We start from the raw sequence: 24,184 nt of genomic DNA on the forward strand, positions 1-24,184 counted from the left end.
AGGACCAGCCGTGGTAGGGGCAGCGGAAATGCGAGGCGTTTCCCATCTCGGCCCGACAGACCTGCATGCCCCGGTGGAGGCACATGTTGAAAAGAGCACGGATCTCGCCTTTTTCGTCGCGGGAAATGATGAATGAATCCTCGAGTACTCGGCGCACGACGTAGTCGCCGGCCTCGGGTACCTCGGACTCGTGGGCCACGAAGAGCCAGCTCCGTCCAAAGAGTCGCTCCTTTTCAAGCTCGAAGATCTCCTTGTCGTTGTAAATGTGGGCAGGAATCATGCCGCGCTGCACGTCCTGGATAACACTGGTCTGGTCTGTCATGGAAGGTCTCCTTCGGTGGGCCCGCATGTTTTCTCTGTGTTACAGAGAGAGTTTCTGTACTCAAGAGGATGACGCAAATTGTGAGGTTCGTCAACCCCTCTCAATTCCGCGAAGAAGTGTCATGCGGAATCAATGGCCGTTTTCGGGCAAATCAGAGTCGCGTGCGGCCCCCTCGCCTTTGTCTAATTGCCGAATCGCGGCCATCTCGTCGGCGCTGAGCGAGAAATCGAACACCGCGAGGTTTTCTGTAAGCCAGAGCGGGTCTGAAGCTTGCGGAATGGGCACAATGTCCTGTTGGACATGCCATCTGAGCAAAATTTGGGCTGGAGACTTATTCAGACGCTGAGCGATCTCGACGATCATCGGGTTCGCCCGCAGACCGGAGGACCGGCCGATGGGACTCCAGGCTTCAGTGACAGTTCCCAACAGCCTATGGACGGCGCGCGGCTCTGTACGCGCAAGGTCGGGGCTCAGTTGGATTTGGTTCACGTCAGGAACCACTCCGGTCGCATCGATGATCTCTTGTAGGTGGGCGGGCTTGAAATTCGAGACACCGATGGCTTTTACGCGGCCTTCCTCCAGTAGCTTGACAAGCCCCTTCCAGGCGTCCACGTACTTGCCCAAGGCAGGCACCGGCCAGTGGCACATGAACATGTCCAAATAGTCGAGGCCGAGTTTTCGCAGGCTCTCGTCGTAGGCGCGCTGCACTCCATCAACGCTGTGGGACTCCTTGTTGAACTTGCTGGAAATAAACAACTCGGATCGCCGGACGCCGGCAGTGCGGATCCCCCGGCCGACCGCTTCTTCGTTCCTGTACTGGAACGCTGTGTCGATCAGACGGTAACCGCTCTGCACTGCGAAACGCACCGCAGCTTCACACTCGTCCTCCAGCATCGGCCAGGTACCCAGGCCGATGCGTGGGATAGCGTGTCCGTGCAGCATCCTCAGCCGGGGAATCTCCGAAGCAGTCGTATCAATCGTTTCAGTTGTCATCGGGTACCTCTTTCGGTGGAGCTTCGAGATGATCTTGTTGGTGCGGCCTGCAAGGGCCTGATTCTGTTGGTTCGGCTTGCTGGGGGAGATCTTTCCTGCGGTTACCTCTCGCTGCCGGAAGAGTGATGAAAACACCGGCCGTGACCAGCGCCGCCGCAACCGGGGCTACGCTGACCAGCAGGGCCATCACAAAGGGCGTAAGAAAGAGCGCCGTGGCCCGCACGGTACCAGTGAGCGCAAGAGCATCCCCGCGATCTTCAGGGTGTACTTCATCGGCAGCTATCGCCGGCCCGACGGTCTGAAGGATGCCAGCACCAACGCCAGATATAGCAAGGCCGATGGCGGCGGCAACTGCCACGTCGGCCAGTGGCCCCGCCGCGGCCAAACCGACCCCCGTGGCCAAAAGGCCCGTAACGAGGGAGGTTCTGTTACCGCGTTTGCGCAGCCAACTTCCGGACAGACTTCCGGCCAGAACGGCAGAATTGGCTATTGATACCAGGATGCCGATGACAGCGACGGGTTGTCCAGCGAGGGACAGCACGATGGGAACATAGGAGTCCAACAGGCTTTTCCAGGCACCCGCTCCAGCGTTCATCCAGCAGGCGGTATCAACCCCCGGCCGCCGCCACAGGCCTCCACCGAAAATTCCACCGCTGGAATTTTTGGGAGCAAACACCGGAAGTCCTTTTAGAAGGAACGCTGGAATGACGGCCATTGATCCCGCAACTGCCCCCACTATCAGTGGCAGTGGGGCAGAAAGTTCCCACAGGTAACCGGCAAGCGCAGGCCCCAGCAGCGCCCCCAACCCGGCAGCGAGATTGATATCAGTCAATCCCTTAACGGACGAGGTGGAAGTGCGTACGGCATGCGTCTGGCTGCTGGTCCAGAACAAGGCGCGAGCCGAACCCTGGACCAGCTGTGACACCACAAAAACCACCAGCGCGTGCGAGACCGCGATAAGAGCGCAGGAGACCGCGATCATGAACGCCGCTCCCGCAAGGAGCGTCTTGTCTGGAACCCTGCGCGTCAACGGCCCCAGAAATACGCGCGTTACCAACTGCGAAACAGCTGCAAGTGCAACAAACATTCCGACTTCGACCGCGCCGTACCCTGCAGCAATGGCCAGGATCGGTACGACCACTGCCAGGGTTCCGAGGGCGAACGAGAACAATACCGTGGCGATAATGCTCAGGATTCTGTCGGCGCCTGACGATCCCAGGGTCTGGCCTTCCCTGCGCGATGGCATGCCGCTATTGCGTTGACGTGCAGTAAGAGCACTGGCATGCCGGCTTCTTCGACGCGTTGGTCCTAACCGCGGACATGCTCGAGATAGCTGTTTGCCTCTTTCAGGCCAACAACGTCACCATATTTGTTGTCGATGTCGAAAAGGCTGCCGAGGTGGGGCAGCTCGGCTCGGTCGCCGACACCCTCTTCGACCACAATGGTGTGGAATCCATAGGAGCAGGAATCCACTGCTGTGGCACGGACGCATCCGCTGGTAGTACAGCCGACAATGATTAGCGTGTCGATACCCCTGGACACAAGTCGCGCTGCAAGATCAGTACCAAAGAAGCAGGAGGCGTACTTTTTCACGAGCAGCATCTCATTGCTTTGGCGCTCGAGCCTCTCGTCAAGCTCCACCCATTCGCTTCCTTCAACCAACCAGCTATTAGAGGGGATTTTTTGAATCCACTTGCCGGCTTCCTGCAGGTCGGTATCGTATTCCACTGTCGAAAAGATCACCGGGACGGCCGCGGCCCGGGCCCTGGCGAGAAGATCTTGAGTCGCTATTAGCTGTTCGTCCAGATCTCCGGCAAGTGGGGATCTCGCGTCCGTAAATCCGCGGATCATGTCGATCACCAAAAGCGCAGGCCGGCTCCCGAAGCCGATCCTCCCGCCCAATCCCTTTTCCTTGAACTCAGACCTTAACCTCTGGTATTCCTCTCGGGCAGCAGTCGTGGACATGTTTTCCTCTTTTCTTAGACCAATCACTAGTCAACAGCGGATGTACGGGCGTACAGATACCCGGGGCGAGCGGCTAGACTTTGTTGCCCAGCCGCCGTTCGACTGCCCACAGCACCAGATTTCCGGCCAGGGCGATCGCAGCGAGGAGCACGATGATGCCGTACATCGTTGGCAGGTCCAGCATGCCGTAGGCGCGCAGCGCCAAGAGGCCAAGTCCGGCACGAGCAGCGAAGAATTCCGCGATGATGACGTTGATGAACGCGATGCTGAAGCCAATACGGATACCCACCATGAGCGAGGGCGCCATGGCCGGGATGTATATCTTGGTCACGGTCTGCAGCGGAGATAGGCTAAGCGAGCGTGCCAGCTTAGGCAGAAGCGGGTTAATGGCTCGGACGCCCGCGGTTGTCGAGACCATGATCGGAAATACCGCAGCCAGTGCCGCCATTGCGGACTGCGCTCCTACGCCCACTCCAAAAATCTGCAGAAGAATCGGAAAGAAGATCACGCGCGGGATGGCGAAGGCGCCTGCCACGAGGGGATCGAATACAGCACCGAGAAACTTACTCCGGCCAATGGCGTAGCCCAACGGAAAGCCTATGGCAGCGGCAATAAGGAACCCGATGGCCACTGCCTGCAGAGTGGCATTGAGGTGCCGGTAGATGGAGCCATCGGCGAAGCGTTCCGCCAGGGCATTAAGCGAGTCCGTGGGCGAAGCGACGAGGTCACTCATAGTAGACAGCAGCGCCCATAGGATCACCAAGGCCACCAATACAGCAGCACGCCACAGGTTGTCCCGGATTACCCTGGATCTGTCCGCGCTTTGCTGGGTGATGGTTTTCGGCAACGAAGGAATCGTTACATCGGTACTACTCACAGCATGTCCCTTCTAATGCGTTTCTCCAGCCAAGTAAGCACGCTGTTAACCAACACACTCAGAACAATGACGACAGCGATATACGCCCACATGTCAGCGGTATTCAGTTCCCGGTAGTAGAAGCCGGCCCGGAAGCCAACTCCCTGTGACGCGAGGATGAACTCCATGGCAACGGTGCCGATCACGGCGTAGATAAATCCGAGCTTTACGCCCGGGAAAATAAGCGGAGTCGCTGCCGGAAAGAGAACTTTCAAGTAGTATTGCCGCGGGGAAGCGCTGACAGAATTCGCAAGCTTGTGAAGAATAGGCTTGATTGCATTCAAAGCAACCATCGTGGTCAGCGCAATTGGAATCAGAGACATCGACGCAGCTATAACAATGATTGGTCCCGCGTTGAGCCCCATCACGGCCAAAAGAACCGGATAAAACAACAAAGTGGGCATTGCGTAACCGGTCACGATGAATGGCTCAAGGATGCGCCCCGCAGCCGGTACCCGCCATAAGAAGACCCCGAGTGGGACTCCCAGCACAAGTCCGATGGTGAACGACACCAGGATGGTGGTCAGAGTCCGGGCGACGTCCTGGCCAAACCTATCCGTTGGGACGATCTCGGCCAGCCGTGTCAGGATCTCTGATGGTGGAACCATCAGAGACTGGCTGACTATCCCTGTTCTGGTGGTGAGCTCAAGAATGGCAACAATCGCCACAATGATTGCCCAACGGACTAGCGATGAGCGTGGTACGAGAGCTGTCTTTTGCTTCTCCTGCACAACCGGGGGCTTTTCCAAAACGTTCACGCCAGCCGCGCTCCTGGTCCCAGCGTTTTCTCAGCCTCAACCTTCACCAACTCCCACAGGTGGTCTTCCAGTTCACGAAACCTGGGTAGTGTGTGGGTTCCTTCCGGCCGTGGCCGCGGCAGGTCGATGGTTACCACTTCCTTGACGACCGAGGGTCTGGCCGACATGACCCAGACCTCATCGGAAAGGTAGACGGCTTCCTGAATGTCGTGGGTGATGAACAGCACGCGATTGCGTGTTTTCTCCCAGATGCGCAGCAGTTCCCTGCCGATGAATTGCCTGGTTTGCTGGTCCAGAGCGCCGAAAGGCTCGTCCATGAGAAGGACGCGTGGCTCCATTGCCAAAGCCCGGGCAATAGCAACACGCTGCTTCATTCCACCGGAAAGCTGGCCCGGGCGGTGGTCCTCAAAACCGGTGAGCCCAACAAGTTCAATCATTCGACGTGCGTTCTTATAGCGCTCAGCCTTCGGCACGCCTTTGACCTCAAGACCGAACGCGACATTGTCCAGTACCGTACGCCAGTGCAGGGTGGAGTCCTCTTGAAACACCATTGCGGTGTCCCGCCGAGGACCCGTAACGGTCTCACCATTTATGCTGACCGTGCCCTTGGTAGGCTTGAGCAGGCCGCCCACCATGTCAAGCAACGTACTTTTCCCACAGCCACTGGGGCCGATGACGGAAACAAACTTTCCCTCCGGTATAGCTCCCGAAACGTTAGCGACTGCCTGCGTAACTCCCGTCCTGGTACCGAAAGTCATCCCAATGTTGTCGAAAACGACGTCATTGTTCTGTGCTACTGAATCAATTGGAGATATCTGGTTCATGAAAGGAAGTTCCTCATAACAATGGCATCCATGTCCGGGTCTTTCGTGATCTGACCTTGTTCTTTACCGGCGGCGACCACGGCGGCCAGTTGGGCATCCGTGAATTCCAAGCTGTAAAAGTTCTGTGAGTTCTTAAGCGCCTCAAGCGCAACCTTAGGCTCGTAACCGATAGCCTTTCCGTAAACCTCGGAGGCCTTTTCCAAGTCGCTTGTGATCAGGTCCATCGCCTTTTTGAGCGCACGGCACCAGCCCTTCAGCGCATCTGTATTCTCATCTATAAACGATCCTGTAGCCGCGAGACAGGTGTCCGACCAGTCCGTTACATAATCACGGGAACGCCAAATCACCTTCGCTCCGCTTTCCGATGCGATCTTCTCCGAGAGCGGGGAAGCCGTCCAGGCTACATCGACGACATTTTGGGAGACGGCGGTCCAGGAATCGCTTGCTGAGCCGACGCTGATAAGTTCAACATCCTGGCCGGGAATTATGCCGGCCGCTCGGAGCGTGCGGTCTGCGAAATAGGAGGAGTTCGATCCCGGCGTGCTGACTGCGACCTTCTTGCCCCTCACGTCCTCAATGGAATTGATCGGAGAGTCTGGCAACGCAATGAAGTCGACAGAAGCCGCCGTATAAACGTTACCGAAGATTCGCACGTCCATACCCTTCTCGGCTGCGATGAAGACCGGAATAGTGGACGACGTACCGAAACCAATTCCCGACTCGATCCCTCGAACAGTGTCAAGCCCACCTGGGAACTGAATATGCTCGAGAGTCAGCCCCTCTTCCTCGTAGTAGCCCTCGGACTGGGCAATAAAGAAGGGAGCGGAGTGGATAAGACTGGCCAAACCGGTAATTGCTACGTCGCCCGAATATCCTGCATTACCGCCACCGCTACCGGCCCCGCCCTGGCTACAGGCCGTCACCCCTCCGAGAAATAAGGTCCCACCAGCAGCGGCCGTAATCTTGATGAATCCACGACGCCCTATTCGTTCAAAACTCATTCGGTTCTCCCTCGTCCTTGTGTCAGATCCGTGGTCCCAGTGAAACACATCACCTTCCCGCTGTCCAGATGTATTTTCTGCTGGGCAGAGCTACGTGCATAGCGTCTCGCTCGCCCTCGGCCCACGGAAAGCTGAACTGGTTGGGGCGGGGCACGTCGTCCGGGCGATGTCAGCGTCTAAACCGGGCCGGCCGCTGCGTGCCAACCTAGATGGGTCGTTGGGCGAAATCCTGCACCACTACATTCAGGGCGGAAACTCCGCCCGTAAGCCGCCGGCAGGGCGACTGCGACGAAGCTCCGGAACGGCAGGACCATCTTTTCGAGGACCGGCCCTTCCTTGAGTTCGAAGCCGTTGCCATTGACCCGGCTGCGGAATTCGGCCCAGATCCGGTCGTCATCCCAGTTGGCGACGTTTTCCTTGGGGTCGCACTGGAAGTACATCCGCTGCACGGTTTCGGTGCGCTGGCTGATCAGTGCGAAACCGTTGGCGGAGTTGGCGTAGATCAGTTCGTCGGAGCTGCGACCCAGTGTGCGAGCGGCAGGAGGGATGACGGCCGTAACAGCAATTCCGTTGAATGGGTGCAGCTAGGAGTCGCCCAGCCCGCGGGCGATACCGCGGGCGGCCGTCTGCAGGGCCGGAACCAGGGCCTGCAGGCGCATCTCCCGCAGGGGAACCACCACGCCGAGGGAGGCCACCGCACGCTGCCGGCGGTTGAGCACGGGGACGGCGATGCCCCAGGTGTCCGGATCCACCACGCCTTTCAGCTGGGCGAAGCCTTGGCGGGCTGTTTCGCTGAGAGTCCGCGCAGGGCGTCCGCGGTGACCTGGCCGTCAGGGTCCTCGAACTGGTCAAGGTACTGCGCCTGCAGGGCCTTGTCCTGGTGGGCCATCAGGGCCAGTCCCCCGGAGGTGATGTGGACAGGCATGCGCCCCGCCACCTGCGCCCGGTTGGCCACCGAGCCCCGGCGCGACAACCGCTCCACGAAGAGCGCGTCCCAGCCGTCCAGCACGGCCAGGTTCACATTCTGGTTCAGAACCTGCTGGATGTCCTCCATAAACGGCATGGCCGCCTGCCGCAACGCCAGTGCCGGAGACGTCCGGTTCACCAACTCCCATAATCGCAGCCCCAGTTGCACGGAGCCTCCCGGCTCAACCTGTAGCAGGCCATGCGCTGCGAGCTGGTGTACCAGACGGTGTGCCGTAGTGAGTGGGAGGCCTGACCGCTGTGCTAGCTCGGACAGTTGAAGAACGCCGGGCCCCTCAGGAAACGCGGAAATAAGCCTCACTATGCGGTCCACTACGGAATCTCTGGACGCTGAATTGGCCATATTCCCACTTCCGGCAAACGGATTTAGTGGAATTCTAGCGAAGAACCAAGAGCCCGGTGACAACGACCTCACCCGCAAAGGCGTGCAAGTTGGGATCGGCAAAGAGAATTTGGTCTCCACAGGCGAGGACTCGCCCATGCCAACCTCAGGATCGACTCTGCCGACTGAGCAACCCCTACATAAGAGGAATCTCCTTCCCTTGGATCGGTCTCCACTACCGGACCGAAAACGGTTAGCAGGCCGATGCTCAAACTGCGAGAACTAGAAAATTGAAACCTCAGTGACAGCGGGTGGGTAACCTTGATCCCATGGCTGCTTCCCTGCCGACTCCCGAGACGAGTTGGGGTCCCCTCTCACCGCAGGCCGTGGCGGATGTGCTGGCTGCATCGCCTGTGCGCTGGTGGCTTTCAGGCGGAGTGGCCCTCGACCACTGGTTGGGGGAGCCCATTCGTGAACGCCCCAACATCGACGTGAGCGTGATGTACGGCGACCTATCGCAGCTCGTGGGGCACCTCCCTGTGGGCTACGATGCGTGGGCGCTGCGCAACGAGGAGGACCTCGTGCCGTTCGCCAAGGTCGAGGAGGGCGACGAGGTGCAGCCTGTGCTCGTCCGCGACGTCGAGAAGGACGAGTGGGTGCTCCGAATCAACGTGGAGGACGGCGCGCCCCGCGCCTGGGTCTACAAGCGCGACCCCCGGCTTCAGTTGCCCTGGGACCGTGCGGTGCTTAATATAGGCGGCATCCCCACCGGCGCGCCTGAGGTTCAGCTGGTCTGGAAGGCCCTACGGCCGCGCCCGGAGGACGACGTTGACAAGGACGCCGTGGTCCTGAAGCTCTCCGACGAGGCGCGCGCCTGGTACGAGCGCTGCATCCTTTCCATCCACCCGCATTCCTCGTGGTCCATTCACGTGCGCAGCCCCTTTGCGCCCGCGAAGGCCAGCTGGAACCGCAAGCGCAATAGCTGACGCGCCTACTCGCTGACGGCGCCCAGGACGAGCGAGCGGAACCAGCGCTGCGCCGGCGTCAGGCTCGCATCGCTGCGCGTGTAGAGCGAGACCGGCGTGCTGTGGCCCGGCCACGGAAGGTCGGCGATGCTCAGGCTGGAGAACCATCCGCAGAACACTTGGGCCACGTGCCGCGGCAGCAGGACCACGAGGTCCGATGCCTCGAGCACCGCGGGCACGGTCGCGTACTCCTCCACCGTGAGCACGACCCGCTGCATGAGCCCTTGGTCGGTGAGCAGCTGCAGCGGGAAGATATGCCCGCCGCGGGCCGAGACGCGCAGGAAGTGCCGGCCCGCGAACATGTCGGGGCCTGTCTCCGGCAAGGGGTGCGCCCCCGAGACGAGCGCCACGTACTCGACAGCGCGCACGTGTGAGCGCCACAGCCCCGGGCCGCTGAGCATCGAGACGGTCATCGCCAGGTCAATCGACCCCCGCGTGAGGCCATCCTCGACCTGGTCCGAGTCGAGCCTTTCCACCTGCAGGTGCGGCCGTGCGCCCTCGCGGGCCAACGCCGTCATGATCGGCGGGAGGAACGTCTGCTCGCCGATCGAGGTGAGCCCGAGCGCCAGCTCGCCGCTGAATCCGGCCGGCTCGAACGTGTCGGGCTCGTTCACCGTCGCATCGATCTGCGCGAGGGCCTCGTGGAGCGGGCCGAACAGCTGGGTAGCCTTGGCGGTCGGCACCATGTCCCGCCCCTCGCGCCGGAACAGCTCGTCGCTGAACCGCGCGCGAAGCCGCTTGAGCGTGTAGCTCACGGTCGGCTGGGTGACGTGGAGGCGCTCGGCGACGGCGGTGACGCTGCGCAGTTCGTACAGCACCACGAAGGTGCGCAACTGGTTGAGGTCCGTGAGCGCCATGGATTGATTCTATCTATATAGCCGGAGCTCAAAATCTATTCGACTAAATGAGCTGCGCCTCCCTAACCTTGAGGGAACAACGTCTCTCAGTGACAAGGACGACACTCGTTGATTATCGATATTCACGGCCACTACACAACGGCTCCGGCCCAGCTCGGCGCCTGGCGCGACCTGCAGATCGCCTTCTCCGAAGGACGGGGTGAGGCTCCCGATCCGGCCACGCTGAAGATCTCCGACGATGACATCCGCGAGACGATCGAGGCCAACCAGCTCAAGCTCATGAACGAGCGGGCCAGCGACATCACTGTCTTCAGCCCGCGCGCCTCGTTCATGGCCCACCACATTGGCGGCCTTGAGATCAGTAAGACCTGGGCGCGGATCTGCAACGACCTCTGCGCGCGGGTCAGCGAGCTATTTCCGGAACGGTTCCTCATGGGGGCCATGCTCCCGCAGTCGCCGGGCGAAGACCCGGTCACCGCGGTCGCCGAGCTGACCCGGGCCGTCGAGGAGCTCGGCGCCGTCACGGTCAACCTCAACCCCGATCCGTCCGGCGGCAAGTGGACTGCGCCTGCGCTGACCGACCGGTCCTGGTACCCGATCTACGAGAAGCTCGTCGAGTACGAAATCCCGGCGATGGTGCACGTCAGCACGTCCTGCAAGCCGGTGTTCCACACCACGGGCGACCACTACCTGAATGCGGACACCACGGCCTTCATGCAGCTGCTCAAGGGGGACCTCTTCCGCGACTTCCCCGAACTCAAGCTCGTCATCCCGCACGGCGGAGGTGCGGTGCCCTACCACTGGGGCCGATTCCGCGGCCTCGCCATGGCGCTTGGCAAGCCAGAGCTCGAAGAGCACGTGCTCAACAACGTCTTCTTCGACACCTGCGTCTACCACCAGCCCGGCATCGACCTGCTCACCAAGGTCATCCCCACGGACAACATCCTCTTCGCCAGCGAGATGATCGGCGCTGTCCGTGACATCGATCCGCGCACCGGCCACTACTTCGACGACACGAAGCGGTACGTCGACGCCACCGAGAGCCTGACCGGCGCGCAGCGCGTGCAGATCTTCGAAGCCAATGCCCGCCGCGTATACCCGCGCCTTGACCGCGCCCTGACCGCCCGCGGGCTCTAAGAGAAGGAACCATTTTGCGACTGAACAACCTAGGACTCATCCACACCAACATCAGCCGCCCGGACCACGAGGACGTGGCACGCCTCTCAAAGTTCGGCGTCGCGACGATCCACGAGGCGATGGGCCGCGTCGGTCTCCTGCGCCCCTATATCCGTCCCGTCTACACCGGCGCCAGGCTCTGTGGGCCGGCGGTCACCGTGCTGCTGCAGCCCGGCGATAACTGGATGTTCCACGCAGCCGCCGAGCAGGTGCAGGAGGGGGACGTGATCGTCGCCGGCTGTACCACGGAGAGCGAGGACGGCTTCTTCGGCGAGCTGCTCGCCACCTCCCTGACCGGGCGCGGCTGCAAGGGCCTCGTCATCGACGGCGGCGTCCGCGACGTGGCGGACCTTGAGAAAATGGACTTCCCGGTGTTCTCCCGCGCCATCAACGCCAAGGGAACGGTTAAGGCCACGCTCGGCTCGGTGAACGTCCCGGTCGTCGTCGCGAATGCGCTCGTCAACCCGGGCGACGTCGTCGTAGCCGACGTCGACGGCGTCGTCGTCGTGCCCCGTGAGCTCGTCGGCGCGGTTGCCGAGGCCAGCCAGAAGCGTGAGGACAACGAGGAATCCAAGCGCCAGAAGTTCCGCGAGGGCGTCCTCGGCCTCGACATCTACGGCATGCGCGAGCCGCTCGCCGCCGCCGGCCTCGAGTACGTGGAGGATTGAGCATGGCGAACGGAAAGACCACGGGCGGGTTTGAGAAAACCACCGGCTGGCTCGACTGGTACGACGGCCCCACCAAGCCCACGTTCCGCCTGCCGGCAGGCGCGGTCGACGCCCACTGCCACGTGTTCGGCCCCGGTAACGAATTCCCCTACGCCCCGGAGCGCAAGTACACCCCCTGCGACGCCTCTGCTGAGCAGCTGTTCGCCCTGCGCGACCACCTCGGCTTCGACCGCAACGTGATCGTGCAGGCAACCTGCCATGGTGCCGACAACCGCGCCCTCGTCGACGCGCTGCGCCGCAGCGAGGGGCGGGCGCGTGGCGTCGCAACCGTCCGCCGGGACGTGGCTAAGGAGCAGCTCACAGAGTTGCACGAGGCCGGCGTCCGCGGCGTACGCTTCAACTTCGTCAAGCGCCTCGTTGACCGGGTCCCCACGGACTCGCTCGAGGAGATCGTGGCGAAGATCGCCCCGCTCGGCTGGCACGTCGTGATCTACTTCGAAGCGGGAGACCTGCCCGACCTCTACGACTTCTTCTCCAGCATCAAAACCGACGTCGTGGTCGACCATATGGGCCGGCCTGACGTGACAAAGGACCCGAACGGTCCGGAGTTCGAGCTGTTCCTGCGCTTCATGCGCCAGAACCCGAACGTCTGGACCAAGGTATCCTGCCCCGAACGGTTGAGCATCACCGGACCCAGCGCTCTGGACGGCGAGCAGCATGCCTACGTCGACGTGGTGCCGTTCGCCCGTCGTGTGGTCGAGGAGTTCCCCGACCGTGTGCTGTGGGGTACCGATTGGCCCCACCCCAACCTCAAAGACCACATGCCCGACGATGGGCTGCTGGTCGACTACATCCCCCAGATCGCCACGACGGAGGAGCTCCAGCAGCGACTCCTAGTTGACAATCCACAGCGCCTCTACTGGCCCGAAGGAGCATGACTTGGCACTCGATAAGCCCTACCAGAACGTTCCCGGCACGATCATCTTCGACGCTGATATGGCCCGCAAGGGATACCACCTGAACCAGTTCTCGATGTCCCTCATGAAGCCCGAGAACCGCGAGCGGTACCTGGCAGACCGCGAGGCGTACCTCAACGAGTGGCCCCTCTCGCCCAAGCAGCGCCAGGCGGTGCTAGACATGGACCTCAACGCCATGATGGCCGAGGGCGGCAACATCTACTTCCTGAGCAAGATCGGCGCGACCCACGGCCTGAGCTTCCAGCAGATGGCCGGCTCGATGACGGGCATGTCCGAGGCCGCGTACCGGGACATGATGATCGGCGGCGGGCGCCGCCCCGAGGGCAACCGCCTCAAGGACCTCGACGGCTGGGTTGCCCCGGCCCCCGGCGAGAAGGCCGAGACCATGCGCGAGAACGCCCCGGCCAAGTACACCTCGGCGCTCTTTACCTCGCACGTGCCCGCTATCGGTGCCGCTATGGACCTCGGCAAGACCGAGGAGCCGTACTGGAAGAAGGTCTTCGACGGCTACGAGTGGACCCGCAAGTGGGCCAATGAGAACACGCCCGACGTCGTCATCCTCGTCTACAACGACCACGCGACCGCGTTCGACTCCTCCATCATCCCGACCTTCGTGCTCGGCACGGGCGTCGAGTACCCCGTCGCGGACGAGGGCTACGGCCCCCGCCCGGTTCCGGACGTCAAGGGCTACCCGGAGTTCGCCGCGCACATCGCGCAGTCAGTCATCCAGGACGACTTCGACCTGACCCTCGTGAACGAGATGGTCGTGGACCATGGGCTCACGGTGCCGCTCTCCCTCGTCTTCGGCGATGTCGAGGAATGGCCCTGCAAGGTCATCCCGCTGGCCGTAAACGTGGTGCAGTACCCGGTGCCCTCCGGCCGCCGCTGCTACGAGCTCGGCAAGGCCCTCCGTCGCGCGCTGGACAAGTGGGACGGCCCGGAGCTCAACGTACAGATTTGGGGCACGGGCGGCATGAGCCACCAGCTCCAGGGCCCGCGCGCCGGCCTCATCAATAAGGAGTGGGACAACGCGTTCCTCGACCACCTCATCGCCGACCCGCTGGGTCTGACCGAGTGGCCGCACATGGAGTACGTCGACGAGGCGGGCTCCGAGGGCATCGAGCTCGTGGACTGGTTGATCGCGCGCGGCGCGATGGACGACCAGTTCGGCGGCGAGGCCCCCTCCGTGAACCACCGGTTCTACCATGTACCGGCGTCGAACACCGCGGTCGGTCACCTCGTCATCTCGAACCCCGTCGCCCAGACCACCGACTCTGCCGCCCAGATGGCCGAGCCGGCCGCGAGCGTCTGAACCGCCACCTCTTCACACAAGGAGAAACGAATGACCGACAAGACACGCGTCGCAGTCGTCGGCGCCAACGGCGCCTTCGGCATGAAGCACCTCGACGGCCTGAAGAACATCGAGGACGCCGAGGTCACGGTCGTCAGCGCCACCTCGCAGGAGAAGGCGGACGGCGTCGCCGCAAAGTACGGCATCGCCAACGCCGTCGTGGGGCTGGACGCCGTGCTCAAGCGTGACGACGTCGACGCCGTCATCCTCGCCACGCCGACCGGCCTGCACGCGTCACAGACCCAGGAGGTACTCAAGGCGGGCAAACACGTGCAGGTCGAGATCCCGCTCGCGGACTCCGTCGCCGACGCGGAGGCAACCCTCGCCGCCGCCGACGCGTCGGACCGGGTCGCGATGGTGGGCCACACACGCCGCTTCAACCCGTCGCACCAACTCGTACACAACCGAATCACCGCGATCGAATTCAACATCCAGCAGATGGATGTACAGACATACTTCTTCCGCCGCACCAACACGAACGCCAAGGGCGAAGCCCGCTCGTGGACCGACCACCTGCTGTGGCACCACGCGGCCCACACGGTGGACCTGTTCGCCTACCAGGCCGGCAAGATCGTGCAGGCGAACGCCATTCAAGGCCCGATCCACCCCGAGCTCGGCATCGCCATGGACATGTCGATCCAACTCAAGAGCGAGACCGGGGCGATCTGCACGCTGTCGCTATCCTTCAACAACGACGGGCCGTTCGGCACGTTCTTCCGCTACATCGGCGACACCGCGACCTACATCGCGCGGTACGACGACCTGTACAACGGCAAGGACGAGCAGATCGACGTGTCGAAAGTCGCCGTGAGCATGAACGGTATCGAGCTGCAGGACCGCGAGTTCGTCAGCGCGATTCGCGAGGGTCGTGAGCCAAACTCCTCGATCCGCCAGGTCATCGACTGCTACCGCGTGCTCGGTGCCCTCGAGGAGCAGCTCGCATGACCCTGAGCCTGCCGAAGATCGGGCTCGGCTGCATGTCGCTCAGCCACGCCTACGGCGTGCCCCCGACGGTCGAGGACGGCCTGGGCTTCCTGCGCACGGCGTTGGACGAGGGCGTGGGCATGTTCGACACCGCCACGCTCTACGGCGCCGGCCGCAACGAGGAACTGGTCGGGCAGGCCATCGCGGGCCGCCGTGACGAGGTGCTGCTTGCGAGCAAGGGCGGCATGGCGATCGTTGACGGGGTCAAGAGGATCGATGGGCGCCCCGAGACCCTTCGTGCCCAGGTGGACGCGTCGCTCGGGCGCCTTAGGGTAGACCATATCGACCTGTACTACCTGCACCGCTGGGACAAGCAAGTGCCCATCGGGGAGAGCGTCGGTGCGCTGGCCGAGATGGTAGCCAGCGGCAAGATCGGCGCCATCGGCCTCTCGGAGGTGTCCGTGGACCGCCTGCGTGAGGCGCAGGCGGTCACCCCGATCGCCGCGGTCCAGAACGAGTACTCGCTGTGGAGCCGCAATCCCGAGCTCGGCATGCTCAAGGCAACTCGTGAAAGCGGGGTGGCGCTCGTGGCGTTCTCGCCGCTCGCCCGGGGCTTCCTCAGCGACGGGGTCGGAGACCCGGACGAGTTCGCGCCCAAGGACATCCGCAAAAACATGCCCCGGTTCCAACCGGAGCACTGGCCCGCCAACGCGTCCCTGCTGCCGCAGTGGCGCGCCTTGGCATCGGAGGCCGACTGCACCCCTGGCCAGCTCGCGCTCGCGTGGGTGCTCTCCCGTGGGGACCACGTGGTGCCAATCCCGGGGACGACCAGCGTGGACCACTTCCGAGAGAACCAGGCCGCTGCAGACATCACGCTGGACGCCGGGCTACTCGCCCGCGCGGCCGAGCTTATCGGAACCTCAACGGTGTCGGGACCGCGCTACGCGGAGGCCGCGTCCCGTGAGGTGGATGCGGAGTCCTTCGAGGACGCCGCATGAGGGCGATTTCTTCGATGGCCACCCGCTACGTGCTCGCCGACCTGATCTCGGCGGCCGTGGCGGCTGGCCTGCCCAAGGTGGAGCTCGAGTCGGTCGGCGGCGTGGACGCTGCCCAGCGCGTCGCCGACGGGGAGCAGTTCGACCTCGTGTTCCTCGCTCAAGGCGCGCTCCAGCAGCTCGACGACGGCGGGCACGTCGTGCCGGGGTCCGTCACACCGCTAATGCACTCCGAGGTCGCGGTGGCCGTCCCGTCCGGTTCCGACGCGGCCGCGATACACGAGGGCGGGTGCGCCTTTCCTGACGCCGCGGGCCTGCGCGCCACACTGCAGCAGGCAGGCCGGATCGGCTACTCGACAGGACCCAGCGGCGCCGCGCTCGTGAAGATGATCGACGGCTGGGGGATGGTGGAGGAGCTTGGGGGGCGGCTGGTCCAAGCCCGCCCGGGCATTCCGGTGGCCCGATCCCTGGCCGAGGGCAGGGTCGATCTGGGCTTCCAACAGCTCAGCGAACTCGTCGGCCAGCCCGGCATCCGCATCCTCGGAGTGCTGCCGCCCGACTGCGCGATTGACACCGTCTTTGGCGGCGCGGTCGCGACCGTCTCAGGAAATTCCGCCGCGGCGACCGAGATGCTGCGGTTCCTCGCCTCAGAGCATGCGGCCCCGACGGTGGCGGCGCACAGCTTCACCCCGGCGCAGTCCCACCCAAGCTAGGACCCTTCGACCCTTCAGCAGCAGGCCCGGCCCAGCGATCCTCGGTGTCCGGCCGAATGCCCTCCAGGCTGACGGCTGTGGGGTAGGCAACGGTCCTCCCGCACAGCCTCGGCCTTACGGCCCGGACCGCCACGCAACGGGATCGGGACCGGGCGTAATGTACACCCACTTTGACGAATCAAACCTTGTGAGTAGTCACCATCATGAAGCAATTGGAGGCTAGGAAGTTTCCTCGCGGGTTATGAGGACAGACAGGACGAGCTTCCACTCAACGAGTGGCGAGAGGTGCAAGACAGTGAGGCCCTTTATTGGAAGACAGCAGTGCGCTGACGAAGACTTGGGCACCTCCCTCGCCAGCCCTGGTCCGCCGCCGCAGCACTTTCAGTCATACAGTGTTGTGGTTGTCCTTGGCGTCATATATCCAACTGTCCTCCCACGGCTTGTCGAAGCTGCCACCCACCCTGATCAGGTACCTCTACCTCCAGGTTTGGACAGTCGACGGCGAAGTACACACCTGGTCTTTTACGACCCCCTGTCTTCCAGGAGGACCGGTGAAGAGGTTCGCCAGACCCCGAAGTATCCAAGTAACTCAAAGGGTGTTAATTACGTAGATCGTATAAAGGCGCAAAAAGCTGTTGCCCGCGATCTGGCTTTGCTTTCGTCAGAAAAAGCGCAGGGGGTCACCAGCTCTCAACCGCCATCCGCTTCGGATAGCAGAACCCCTATTAAAATCTTCGACTGGAAGGGGCTCAGACTCGGTGATGAGATGGAGGTGCTGGATGACGGCCTAGCCATTGCACGAGGAGTAATTGAAGACCTGGCGGCGGACCAAAGTATAGTCCGGCTGAAGTTCTCCCATGGGAGAGGTGGACGAACATACCACCAGAAGGACGGTTGGCAGGTTCGTGCTATCCGCCGGGAATCGTGAACTCTACGGGCCTACCCAGGTGAACTACACCCCAACCTGACGTCAGGAGTAGCTCAAAGCGTCGTCAGAATAGGGCCCCTTCTTGTTTTACTGGCAGTCGCTCGTGGAAGCCTTAGACCTCAACCTGACTATGCGGCAGTGGGTATCGGCGGCTAGCGGACGTGGATCAGTTCGTTACGTGGGCGCCATTTATCGCCGCAAAACACCAGAGCAGTTATCGTCCGCGTAGATCTCCCCACGCCGATATATGGAGCCGCGGACTGACGTTGATTCCAGCAGTGATCGCCGCATCCGCTAGCGTTTGAAAGCGTCTATGAACCGTTTCCGCCCGCGTACCCTCAGGCATAACCCATACGGATTTCCGCGGCCAGGAGAGCTCGTCCGCTAATCGCACGGCCGCTGCTACGTCTTGTGCATCAAAGCAGACTATTTTCAAGTGTACTTCTCGGGTGCGGGCAAGTGGCCCCCACCCCGGGTCCAGCGTCGGGTCCTGACTGCCTCTGTGTGGTCCTGCGTTCGCAAGCTTCGGCGAGAGTACGACGACATCGATGGCTTGCAGCACGGCAGTCGGCGGCAAAATTGTTCCATTGGACTCGACATGCACTGGGCGGCCGCGTTTCCGAAGTCCCGCGAGGAGGTCTGTGAAACCAACGGCACGAGCCTGTAGGAATGGTTCCCCGCCTGTTATGACGACGATGCCGTCTGAGCCGTCCAGCTGCTCCAAAATATCGTCAACTGAGCTGGGTCTAATCTCTTGGCGAAGATCAAATCGGGAGCTGTCCCACGTATACGGAGTGTCACACCAGATGCACGACAGGTTGCACCCACCGAGGCGAACAAACGTTGCCCGGCGTCCAGCATACGGTCCCTCTCCCTGGACAGTGGGCCCAAAAATCTCTGACACATGAAGGTTAGTCATCCCTTGAGATGCCTAGTGCTGGTCGCCCACGTCGTGGCAGTCTCCGAGACGGCAACCGCTACGGAGTGAATTCGTTCCGACTCCGGTCTTCTGGTGATCCAGCTAGCAACATGGTCCGAAAGCCATTCCGCAATGTTTTCGGCGGTGGGGTTGACGTCAATTGCATCATTCAGATGACGATGGTCCAGTTGGGTGTCTATCAAATTCCTCACCCAGTCAAGCTCGCCATAATCAATAATGAATCCAATCGGGTCACGCTCCCCGGACAACTCGACGCGCACGCGGTACGAGTGACCGTGTAGCCGGCCGCACTTGTGGTCCGCTGGCAGGCCTTCAAGCAAGTGCGAGGCAGAAAAGCCGAACTCCTTGGAAATGCTCAGGGTCATCGATGTTCCTTCAGTGACGGGGAGTCTGTTGTGTAGTCGTGTACTCCCCCGTTGCAGGAGAGGAGGCCGCAGATACGAGGAGCTGACTTGCGATGGTCATTGCTCCCGTACATGACCGAGCAGAAGCACGACCGAGCCCGTAGATAGGGCATTGCCGGACCCCCATGTTGTCCTGGCAACTAGCTACCACTACCAGGCGGGCCTTCATTGGTTGGCTGTTCCTTTAGACGACTCTTAAGACGTCGCTCGGCCCCACGTACGCTCTCACCAGGAAATTTAGAAAGGATTTTGCTGATTTCGACTTTTCTAAGGTGTTTAGCCTTAAGCCGATTGAACTCGGCCTCAGGGATCGGAGCGATGGTGCTCATGACCTCGCTGTAGCGCTGCTGCAGGTATTTCAACGCTTGGTGCTTCTCTTCCGCTGGCGCCTGTGAGAAGCTGCCATACTCGAGTTTGAGCTCTGACAGCCTACCGACTGCGTTGGAGTGCTGGTCAGCGACGCCCCGGTGGTTCAGCACGAGGTCGATCAAGCTTGCGATGAATACTGCCGTGCCCAACACTCCGAGCCAGACTGAACTGGAAGCCTCAAACATCAGCAGGCGGATCTTCTCTTCCGTGCCCGAAAATGCCAGGACAGCACTGATTGTCGAAGCTATTAGGATCCCTACCGTCAGACCGCGCCCCCGTCGGGCAGCCCTGTCACGCAAGTCCGCATGCATGGTAATCATCTGATCGATTACCCGTCGCTCATTCTTGACCTTCTGTTCCGGGGATCCTTCGTGCCCAGAAGCGGGGGTTGGGGCACTCACTCGAAGACCGCCCGATAGTCTTCCGCTGTGGCTGCATTCTTCAACTCATTCGCTATGCGTTGCAACGAACGACTGATCTGCTGCCGCTTCCCCGAGTTCGCTTGCCCGAGGTGCTGATCGATATGAACAGTTTGTCCAGTGATGTCCGCTGTCGGCCTTAATACCGCTTGCGAGGCATGAGATAGCAGATGGTGCAGTACGGACGCTCGGTCGCGGGCCTGTCCGTATGACTTGAAAGCGTCGACCGCTAGTGCCTCGACATGATATCCCGAAAGTCGCTGGGATTCTGGCAGCGAGTTGATCAGGCCTTTAGCCAGCTTAATCGCCGGCACGACCTGATGGCTGTTGTTTTGGTTGACCTTGGTGAGCTTCTCGGTGAACTTGTGAGGCCGTACCGCCCTCCACCCCTGCCCGTCAGGACTAGGGAGGACAGTGTGCGTCCCCTGCTCGGTAGCAGGCAGGAGTTGCACCAAAGTGCCGTCACGGTAGGTGACTGTCACCGCCATAGTTCCGGTCGTTACGGACTCAACCTGATCTGCTGGCAGCCCAGCCCGAAGAAATGAGGCGAAATCAGAGAGCACCTGAGCCGGGCTTCTCCCGCCGTTTTCACCCATATACACAAGGCTGTCGATATCGGACAAGCCGTCGACATATGTGTGCTTGGCTACACTGCCACCGAACAACAACCGGTCGAGGTCGTACCCGCTGTCGGCCAAAATCTCTTCAATTTGGCTCATTTTTTCAGCTACGGCCTCTGTATCCCGATCGTTGTACTCTTTCAACAACTGATCGATTACGTCGTTGCGTTCGGCGAGTAACTTCTTTTGCTGCAGCTCCTGAAGAGCCTGCATCGTGATCCTTCGAGCATCTGAACCCTGACTGCCCCAGTTGGAGCCCCCACCGCTGCCGCCCATCAGTTGCCTCTTTGCCGAATGCGAGTCTGGACTTGCTCATATACCGCTCTCATCGCCACTGAGTGCTCTCCAAACAGTTCGAAGTCCGATTCAGGCGATGCTGCATACATACGCATCTTGGCCTGTGATTCCTCCAGATACTGAAGATTGGCAAGCAGTCGGTATGCACGCAGGTACGCCGGGTTCTGGTCCAGTTGGTCGTCTAGTAGGGCAGCTTGATCCATGTGAACCGACATGCCTCCGTGGTACGCGTACCGCAACCAGCTCAATCCATCGAATAACTCACCTCCGAAAGCGAAGTAGAGCGGAGTGAGCAAAGGGTCTAAACATCCGAACACATGGATGGGAGCTGTAATGCCCGCTCCGTCCAGCAGTTCACGTAGCTGCCACAGAGCCATGAGACGGTCCACAAGAGAATCACCGAGTTCGGGCACAGTCACACCGACCACTGTCGCTGTGGTGAGGCCTCCCACTACCGGCGCCAGTTCTTTCCACGCGTGCGTGCGGCCGGTCGGGGGCTTCAGTAGCACATTCCAGGCGAGGTCCGAAGCGTCAGAAGTAAAGGCGGCTGCAATCTGGTGTTCATAAGACGCGGCGGGTTGGTCTGGTCCGTCATAGGAAACGACCAGAAGTCCGGGACGTTGCCGCAGCCGCTTGATGACTCCTGCGTAGTCCTCATAGTCGTACCTCCTTGGTACGGGCTCGGCCAGGGGCACGAAACCACTTTCCCATTCGGTCTGTGTCTCATAGCCCCCGCTGTCGACGACAACCAGAGGAGGGAAAGCCACTTCCCCTGGGCCGCTATCACTGAAGAGCCCGTTGGCCACAGGAACAGTCCCGTGGTGCAGGTCGAATGCTGAGAACAGGACGGCCGCACCCAACTGCCCGTCCACGATCTTCAGCATCTCGTTCACCTCCGAAACCCCTTGTGGACTGTAGGGCATCCCGCGACTTGTAGTACTTGGGATCAACACGGGTGTCTGGACTGTCACTCCACCGATGTCGACACTCCGGCTACGCGGCGCCAAGGAGGCTCCGTCGATCAGCGCAGGATAGGCATTCTTGGCAGGGCGCCGAGGATGCTTCGCAACTGTACGTAAGCTCCAGGGGAATTTCTCGTTCTATAGCCGTGGCAACAACTTCGTCCTTCGTCAAGGACACGAGTGGAGTCAGCAACTGGACGACACCGGCGTACTGAACGTCAAGCAGTCCCTGCCACGCGGAAGCGTGCTCAGGAGAACAATCTTTATAGGCTGATCCCGAGTGGGTACCGATTGCGATACTGCACCCCGAACAGGCAGCGGTTGCAGCGGCGATCAGGAGGTCATTCCGCCCAGGAATTTCTCCTGCGGCAGTGGCAACGCCGCTAATGGTGACACTAGACCACGGGATGCCAAAGTGGGCAGCAATCGCCTGACTTGCCTTCCGTTCAGCAGCCACCGCTGGTTGTCCGTAATCGACGAAAAGTGCTGTGGTATCTCCGTGACTTTCTAAGACGAGACTGACTACTAAAGCACTATCGATACCCCCGCTGAGGAGAACCCCCACCCCACTGCTGCTCATCCCAACATAATTACACAAGGTTCCGAATAAAACGTGACAGGACCACGGCCCCGAGACGCCCCGCTCTTGGAACCGGTCTACCCAGACAGCACCCCCGACGCTCTCAGACACTTTCTTGGGTCGATGCGCCCCTTCCTTTGGTCGTACTTTCCAAGCTCACCGAGGACCATTGTCCCCACCCACATTGAGGAGGCAGCACCGCAAAAGCGCACCGCAACCGTTGAGGTCCCGCTGCCCACAGTCGGGGACAATCCTGATGGGTTACCCACCGCTACTGCGGCTGAGGGAGCTTTCCCGATGGCTCCCGGTTTCCAGCCGTGGATAACCCGGATTGACCCCAGCTGTGGACGGCCCGCGAAGTCACCTTCAGCGATGGCCAGCGACAGGCGGCTTAGAACAGCCCTGCGGGTGGTTCTTCGCAGGGTAGCGGCGCGAGTTTTGCGCGGTGGCCGTCGTCCGGGGTGCAGCCTTTGAAGGGCCCGTCGGTTGAGAGCAGGACGGACATGTGGTGGTCGGCGTGGTCGCGCCACCAGACGCTCATCCCTGTGGTGCCGTCCAGGCGCAGGAATTCCCAGGCGCGCCAGAGAGCTTCGAGGCGGCTGATCGCTTCGGCGTGCTTCCACCATTGCGGGCACCAGGTCACACCGCCCTGGACGTTGAGCTGCCGACGGTAGCTGGTAGCCAGTTTGCCACTGACGAACTCGGCGAGGTTTGGGTAGAACAGCTCAGGGGCGTCCGGCTCCTCTTCGGCCGGCTCACTGTCCGGTGCGGTGTCCTCGAGCTCGTCGTCCCACTCCCCCAAGCCCTCACTCATGTGGGGCACCTGCGGCGATCCACCGGTTCCCGGCCGCGGCCTTGTTCGCGGGGTCGTGTGCGGAGATGGAGGCGCGAACCGCGTCGGCGTGGGGCCCGTGCATCCAGGGCACGGTTTCCAGCAATGCGGCTGGGGCGCCGGAGGTCACCGGCTGGCGCAACCAGCAGCTCTCCCGGAATCTGCAGTTCGACACGATCGACAAGGGAATCGCCAGTGTCCGCAGGTTCGTGAACCATGTGAACGAGTTTCCGTGGAACTGGGCGCCGGAGCATGTAGAGGAGTACTTCGGTGATCTCCGCTCGATCCGTCAGCTGAAGCACTCCACCGTCCGCGGCTACCAGTCAATGCTCCGCCGTTTCTCGTCCTACGTCTCGAACCCCGATTACGGCTGGGACAGGGTCTGTGAGCAGCGTTTCGGCACGCACCCGTCCCAGGTCTTCTTCGACTGGAACACGGCAACCCACACCCAGGAGTACGAAGGACAGCCGTCGAAGAGGCCCTTTACCAAGGCCGAGTTGCAGATGCTGTTCGATCATGCGGACGACCAGGTCGAGCTCATTGCGGCGTCAGGCAAGAAGGGCTGGAAGGCAGCCTATCGGGACGCCGTCATGCTGAAAATCACCTACTCGTACGGGCTGAGGTTCAACGAGCTGCGTCACCTGCAAACCGTCGATTTCGCAACCAACCCTCAGGCGCGCAGGTTCGGAAAAGCAGGTGTTTGCAAGGTCCGGTTCGGCAAGTCACGCAAGGGTTCCCCCTACAAACCTCGCAGCGTCCTGACCGTCTTCGACTGGAGCGCTGGCATCATCGAGGACTGGCTCGCCAACGGCCGGGGAACTCTCGACACCCTGGATCTTTTCCCCAGCGAACGCGGCGGCCTGATCTGTGAATCAACCCTGCTGCGTCGGCTCCGGCGCTACCTGAACGAGCTGGACCTGCCGCTGGAGGGTCTCGATCTGCACTCCCTGCGCCGCAGCTATGCGACGCACCTGTTGGAGGACGGATGGGATCCTAGATTCGTGCAACTTATCTGGGGCCGGAACCGGGGTGTCTTTGACGTGCAGCACGAGGCCCGTAACC

The 24,184-nt window shown here is 61.5% G+C and carries 25 protein-coding genes and 2 pseudogenes; 9 read left to right on the top strand and 18 right to left on the bottom strand.

Translation table 11 applies throughout. From position 1 onward, the window contains the following. The 10 genes and pseudogenes from OCL88_RS18735 to OCL88_RS18780 all read right to left on the bottom strand — a co-directional run. The coding region (locus tag OCL88_RS18735) for a Rieske 2Fe-2S domain-containing protein (RefSeq protein WP_264963364.1) at nucleotides 1–322 on the bottom strand (322 nt) is incomplete at its 3' end. A 129-nt stretch (nucleotides 323–451) separates the two neighbouring features. Next, complete coding sequence (locus OCL88_RS18740; protein ID WP_264963507.1) at nucleotides 452–1,315, bottom strand: aldo/keto reductase; 864 nt, start codon at nucleotides 1,313–1,315, stop codon at nucleotides 452–454. Beyond that, on the bottom strand, nucleotides 1,305–2,561 hold the full coding sequence (locus OCL88_RS18745; RefSeq protein WP_264963508.1) for an MFS transporter: 1,257 nt from the start codon (nucleotides 2,559–2,561) through the stop codon (nucleotides 1,305–1,307). Before OCL88_RS18745 ends, OCL88_RS18740 begins: the two co-directional genes overlap by 11 nt. 62 nt (nucleotides 2,562–2,623) lie before the next feature. Then, nucleotides 2,624–3,280 carry an N-carbamoylsarcosine amidohydrolase gene (locus tag OCL88_RS18750; protein ID WP_264963509.1) on the bottom strand — a complete coding sequence of 219 codons (657 nt, stop codon included), beginning with the start codon at nucleotides 3,278–3,280 and terminating at the stop codon, nucleotides 2,624–2,626. Nucleotides 3,281–3,353: 73 nt separating this feature from the next. Continuing rightward, the gene (locus tag OCL88_RS18755; protein WP_264963510.1) at nucleotides 3,354–4,157 is read right to left on the bottom strand and encodes an ABC transporter permease; all 804 of its coding nucleotides are present in this window, start codon (nucleotides 4,155–4,157) and stop codon (nucleotides 3,354–3,356) included. Beyond that, nucleotides 4,154–4,954, bottom strand: coding sequence for an ABC transporter permease (locus OCL88_RS18760; protein ID WP_264963511.1), 801 nt, complete (start codon nucleotides 4,952–4,954; stop codon nucleotides 4,154–4,156). The genes OCL88_RS18755 and OCL88_RS18760 overlap by 4 nt, the downstream gene beginning before the upstream one ends. Further along, nucleotides 4,951–5,778, bottom strand: coding sequence for an ABC transporter ATP-binding protein (locus OCL88_RS18765; protein WP_264963512.1), 828 nt, complete (start codon nucleotides 5,776–5,778; stop codon nucleotides 4,951–4,953). Before OCL88_RS18765 ends, OCL88_RS18760 begins: the two co-directional genes overlap by 4 nt. Then, nucleotides 5,775–6,779: an ABC transporter substrate-binding protein gene (locus OCL88_RS18770; RefSeq protein WP_264963513.1), complete on the bottom strand. Its 1,005-nt coding sequence runs from the start codon at nucleotides 6,777–6,779 to the stop codon at nucleotides 5,775–5,777. The genes OCL88_RS18765 and OCL88_RS18770 overlap by 4 nt, the downstream gene beginning before the upstream one ends. Nucleotides 6,780–7,030: 251 nt before the next feature. Beyond that, nucleotides 7,031–7,300, bottom strand: a pseudogene (locus tag OCL88_RS18775) (FAD-dependent monooxygenase); the annotation flags it as partial. Nucleotides 7,301–7,363: 63 nt separating this feature from the next. Further along, a pseudogene (locus OCL88_RS18780) lies at nucleotides 7,364–8,106 on the bottom strand (IclR family transcriptional regulator). 308 nt (nucleotides 8,107–8,414) lie between these two features. Between OCL88_RS18780 and OCL88_RS18785 the strand changes: the two are divergent. After that, nucleotides 8,415–9,071, top strand: coding sequence for a nucleotidyltransferase domain-containing protein (locus OCL88_RS18785; RefSeq protein WP_264963514.1), 657 nt, complete (start codon nucleotides 8,415–8,417; stop codon nucleotides 9,069–9,071). A gap of 5 nt (nucleotides 9,072–9,076) precedes the next feature. Here the strand turns inward: OCL88_RS18785 and OCL88_RS18790 are convergent, their stop codons facing one another. Next, the gene (locus tag OCL88_RS18790) at nucleotides 9,077–9,967 is read right to left on the bottom strand and encodes a LysR family transcriptional regulator (protein ID WP_264963515.1); all 891 of its coding nucleotides are present in this window, start codon (nucleotides 9,965–9,967) and stop codon (nucleotides 9,077–9,079) included. Between the two features lie 108 nt (nucleotides 9,968–10,075). Here OCL88_RS18790 and OCL88_RS18795 point away from each other — a divergent pair, with 108 nt between their 5' ends. From OCL88_RS18795 to OCL88_RS18825, 7 genes are read left to right on the top strand one after another with little or no spacing between them, the layout of a single operon-like run. After that, a complete protein-coding gene (locus OCL88_RS18795; protein WP_264963516.1) occupies nucleotides 10,076–11,104 on the top strand; it encodes an amidohydrolase family protein in 1,029 nt (342 codons plus the stop codon). 14 nt (nucleotides 11,105–11,118) lie between these two features. Then, nucleotides 11,119–11,811, top strand: a complete 693-nt coding sequence (gene ligK, locus OCL88_RS18800) for a 4-carboxy-4-hydroxy-2-oxoadipate aldolase/oxaloacetate decarboxylase (RefSeq protein ID WP_264963517.1) — start codon at nucleotides 11,119–11,121, stop codon at nucleotides 11,809–11,811. Between the two features lie 2 nt (nucleotides 11,812–11,813). Next, nucleotides 11,814–12,749 carry an amidohydrolase family protein gene (locus OCL88_RS18805; RefSeq protein ID WP_264963518.1) on the top strand — a complete coding sequence of 312 codons (936 nt, stop codon included), beginning with the start codon at nucleotides 11,814–11,816 and terminating at the stop codon, nucleotides 12,747–12,749. After that, the gene (locus OCL88_RS18810) at nucleotides 12,709–14,100 is read left to right on the top strand and encodes a protocatechuate 4,5-dioxygenase subunit alpha/beta (RefSeq protein ID WP_264963519.1); all 1,392 of its coding nucleotides are present in this window, start codon (nucleotides 12,709–12,711) and stop codon (nucleotides 14,098–14,100) included. The genes OCL88_RS18805 and OCL88_RS18810 overlap by 41 nt, the downstream gene beginning before the upstream one ends. 30 nt (nucleotides 14,101–14,130) lie before the next feature. Continuing rightward, nucleotides 14,131–15,084 carry a Gfo/Idh/MocA family oxidoreductase gene (locus tag OCL88_RS18815; RefSeq protein ID WP_264963520.1) on the top strand — a complete coding sequence of 318 codons (954 nt, stop codon included), beginning with the start codon at nucleotides 14,131–14,133 and terminating at the stop codon, nucleotides 15,082–15,084. Next, nucleotides 15,081–16,061 (top strand): aldo/keto reductase, encoded by a 981-nt coding sequence (locus tag OCL88_RS18820; protein ID WP_264963521.1) that lies wholly within the window; start codon nucleotides 15,081–15,083, stop codon nucleotides 16,059–16,061. Before OCL88_RS18815 ends, OCL88_RS18820 begins: the two co-directional genes overlap by 4 nt. Next, nucleotides 16,058–16,771, top strand: coding sequence for a substrate-binding domain-containing protein (locus tag OCL88_RS18825; protein ID WP_264963522.1), 714 nt, complete (start codon nucleotides 16,058–16,060; stop codon nucleotides 16,769–16,771). Before OCL88_RS18820 ends, OCL88_RS18825 begins: the two co-directional genes overlap by 4 nt. A 1,142-nt stretch (nucleotides 16,772–17,913) precedes the next feature. Here the strand turns inward: OCL88_RS18825 and OCL88_RS21330 are convergent. From OCL88_RS21330 to OCL88_RS18850, 7 genes are all read right to left on the bottom strand, one after another. Further along, nucleotides 17,914–18,618, bottom strand: a complete 705-nt coding sequence (locus OCL88_RS21330) for a 7-carboxy-7-deazaguanine synthase QueE (protein WP_413775469.1) — start codon at nucleotides 18,616–18,618, stop codon at nucleotides 17,914–17,916. Then, the gene (locus tag OCL88_RS18830) at nucleotides 18,615–19,004 is read right to left on the bottom strand and encodes a 6-pyruvoyl trahydropterin synthase family protein (protein WP_264963523.1); all 390 of its coding nucleotides are present in this window, start codon (nucleotides 19,002–19,004) and stop codon (nucleotides 18,615–18,617) included. The genes OCL88_RS21330 and OCL88_RS18830 overlap by 4 nt, the downstream gene beginning before the upstream one ends. A 179-nt stretch (nucleotides 19,005–19,183) precedes the next feature. Then, on the bottom strand, nucleotides 19,184–19,732 hold the full coding sequence (locus OCL88_RS18835) for a hypothetical protein (RefSeq protein WP_264963524.1): 549 nt from the start codon (nucleotides 19,730–19,732) through the stop codon (nucleotides 19,184–19,186). A gap of 77 nt (nucleotides 19,733–19,809) precedes the next feature. After that, nucleotides 19,810–20,664 carry a CBASS oligonucleotide cyclase gene (locus OCL88_RS18840; RefSeq protein WP_264963525.1) on the bottom strand — a complete coding sequence of 285 codons (855 nt, stop codon included), beginning with the start codon at nucleotides 20,662–20,664 and terminating at the stop codon, nucleotides 19,810–19,812. Nucleotides 20,665–20,726: 62 nt separating this feature from the next. Next, the gene (locus OCL88_RS18845) at nucleotides 20,727–21,641 is read right to left on the bottom strand and encodes a hypothetical protein (RefSeq protein WP_264963526.1); all 915 of its coding nucleotides are present in this window, start codon (nucleotides 21,639–21,641) and stop codon (nucleotides 20,727–20,729) included. 100 nt (nucleotides 21,642–21,741) lie between these two features. After that, nucleotides 21,742–22,290 (bottom strand): 7-cyano-7-deazaguanine synthase, encoded by a 549-nt coding sequence (locus OCL88_RS21335; RefSeq protein ID WP_413775470.1) that lies wholly within the window; start codon nucleotides 22,288–22,290, stop codon nucleotides 21,742–21,744. Between the two features lie 391 nt (nucleotides 22,291–22,681). Next, a complete protein-coding gene (locus OCL88_RS18850) occupies nucleotides 22,682–23,104 on the bottom strand; it encodes a DUF4913 domain-containing protein (RefSeq protein ID WP_264963527.1) in 423 nt (140 codons plus the stop codon). A gap of 65 nt (nucleotides 23,105–23,169) precedes the next feature. Between OCL88_RS18850 and OCL88_RS18855 the strand changes: the two genes are divergently transcribed. Next, on the top strand, nucleotides 23,170–24,184 hold a 1,015-nt coding region (locus OCL88_RS18855; protein ID WP_264963528.1), incomplete at its 3' end, for a tyrosine-type recombinase/integrase.

This window comes from Paenarthrobacter sp. PAE-2 (genome assembly GCF_026013155.1).
In the GTDB taxonomy this organism is placed as follows: domain Bacteria; phylum Actinomycetota; class Actinomycetes; order Actinomycetales; family Micrococcaceae; genus Arthrobacter; species Arthrobacter ureafaciens.

Coding starts and splice junctions, on each gene's coding strand:
- OCL88_RS18765 (WP_264963512.1), bottom strand. CDS start 5,778: ATGAACCAGATATCTCCAATTGATTCAGTAGCACAGAACAATGACGTC.
- OCL88_RS18820 (WP_264963521.1), top strand. CDS start 15,081: ATGACCCTGAGCCTGCCGAAGATCGGGCTCGGCTGCATGTCGCTCAGC.
- OCL88_RS18790 (WP_264963515.1), bottom strand. CDS start 9,967: ATGGCGCTCACGGACCTCAACCAGTTGCGCACCTTCGTGGTGCTGTAC.
- OCL88_RS18750 (WP_264963509.1), bottom strand. CDS start 3,280: ATGTCCACGACTGCTGCCCGAGAGGAATACCAGAGGTTAAGGTCTGAG.
- OCL88_RS18830 (WP_264963523.1), bottom strand. CDS start 19,004: ATGACCCTGAGCATTTCCAAGGAGTTCGGCTTTTCTGCCTCGCACTTG.
- OCL88_RS18840 (WP_264963525.1), bottom strand. CDS start 20,664: ATGCAGGCTCTTCAGGAGCTGCAGCAAAAGAAGTTACTCGCCGAACGC.
- OCL88_RS18805 (WP_264963518.1), top strand. CDS start 11,814: ATGGCGAACGGAAAGACCACGGGCGGGTTTGAGAAAACCACCGGCTGG.
- OCL88_RS18850 (WP_264963527.1), bottom strand. CDS start 23,104: ATGAGTGAGGGCTTGGGGGAGTGGGACGACGAGCTCGAGGACACCGCA.
- OCL88_RS18740 (WP_264963507.1), bottom strand. CDS start 1,315: ATGACAACTGAAACGATTGATACGACTGCTTCGGAGATTCCCCGGCTG.
- OCL88_RS18835 (WP_264963524.1), bottom strand. CDS start 19,732: ATGATTACCATGCATGCGGACTTGCGTGACAGGGCTGCCCGACGGGGG.
- OCL88_RS21335 (WP_413775470.1), bottom strand. CDS start 22,290: ATGAGCAGCAGTGGGGTGGGGGTTCTCCTCAGCGGGGGTATCGATAGT.
- OCL88_RS18745 (WP_264963508.1), bottom strand. CDS start 2,561: ATGCCATCGCGCAGGGAAGGCCAGACCCTGGGATCGTCAGGCGCCGAC.
- OCL88_RS18785 (WP_264963514.1), top strand. CDS start 8,415: ATGGCTGCTTCCCTGCCGACTCCCGAGACGAGTTGGGGTCCCCTCTCA.
- OCL88_RS18770 (WP_264963513.1), bottom strand. CDS start 6,779: ATGAGTTTTGAACGAATAGGGCGTCGTGGATTCATCAAGATTACGGCC.
- OCL88_RS18825 (WP_264963522.1), top strand. CDS start 16,058: ATGAGGGCGATTTCTTCGATGGCCACCCGCTACGTGCTCGCCGACCTG.
- OCL88_RS18815 (WP_264963520.1), top strand. CDS start 14,131: ATGACCGACAAGACACGCGTCGCAGTCGTCGGCGCCAACGGCGCCTTC.
- OCL88_RS21330 (WP_413775469.1), bottom strand. CDS start 18,618: ATGACTAACCTTCATGTGTCAGAGATTTTTGGGCCCACTGTCCAGGGA.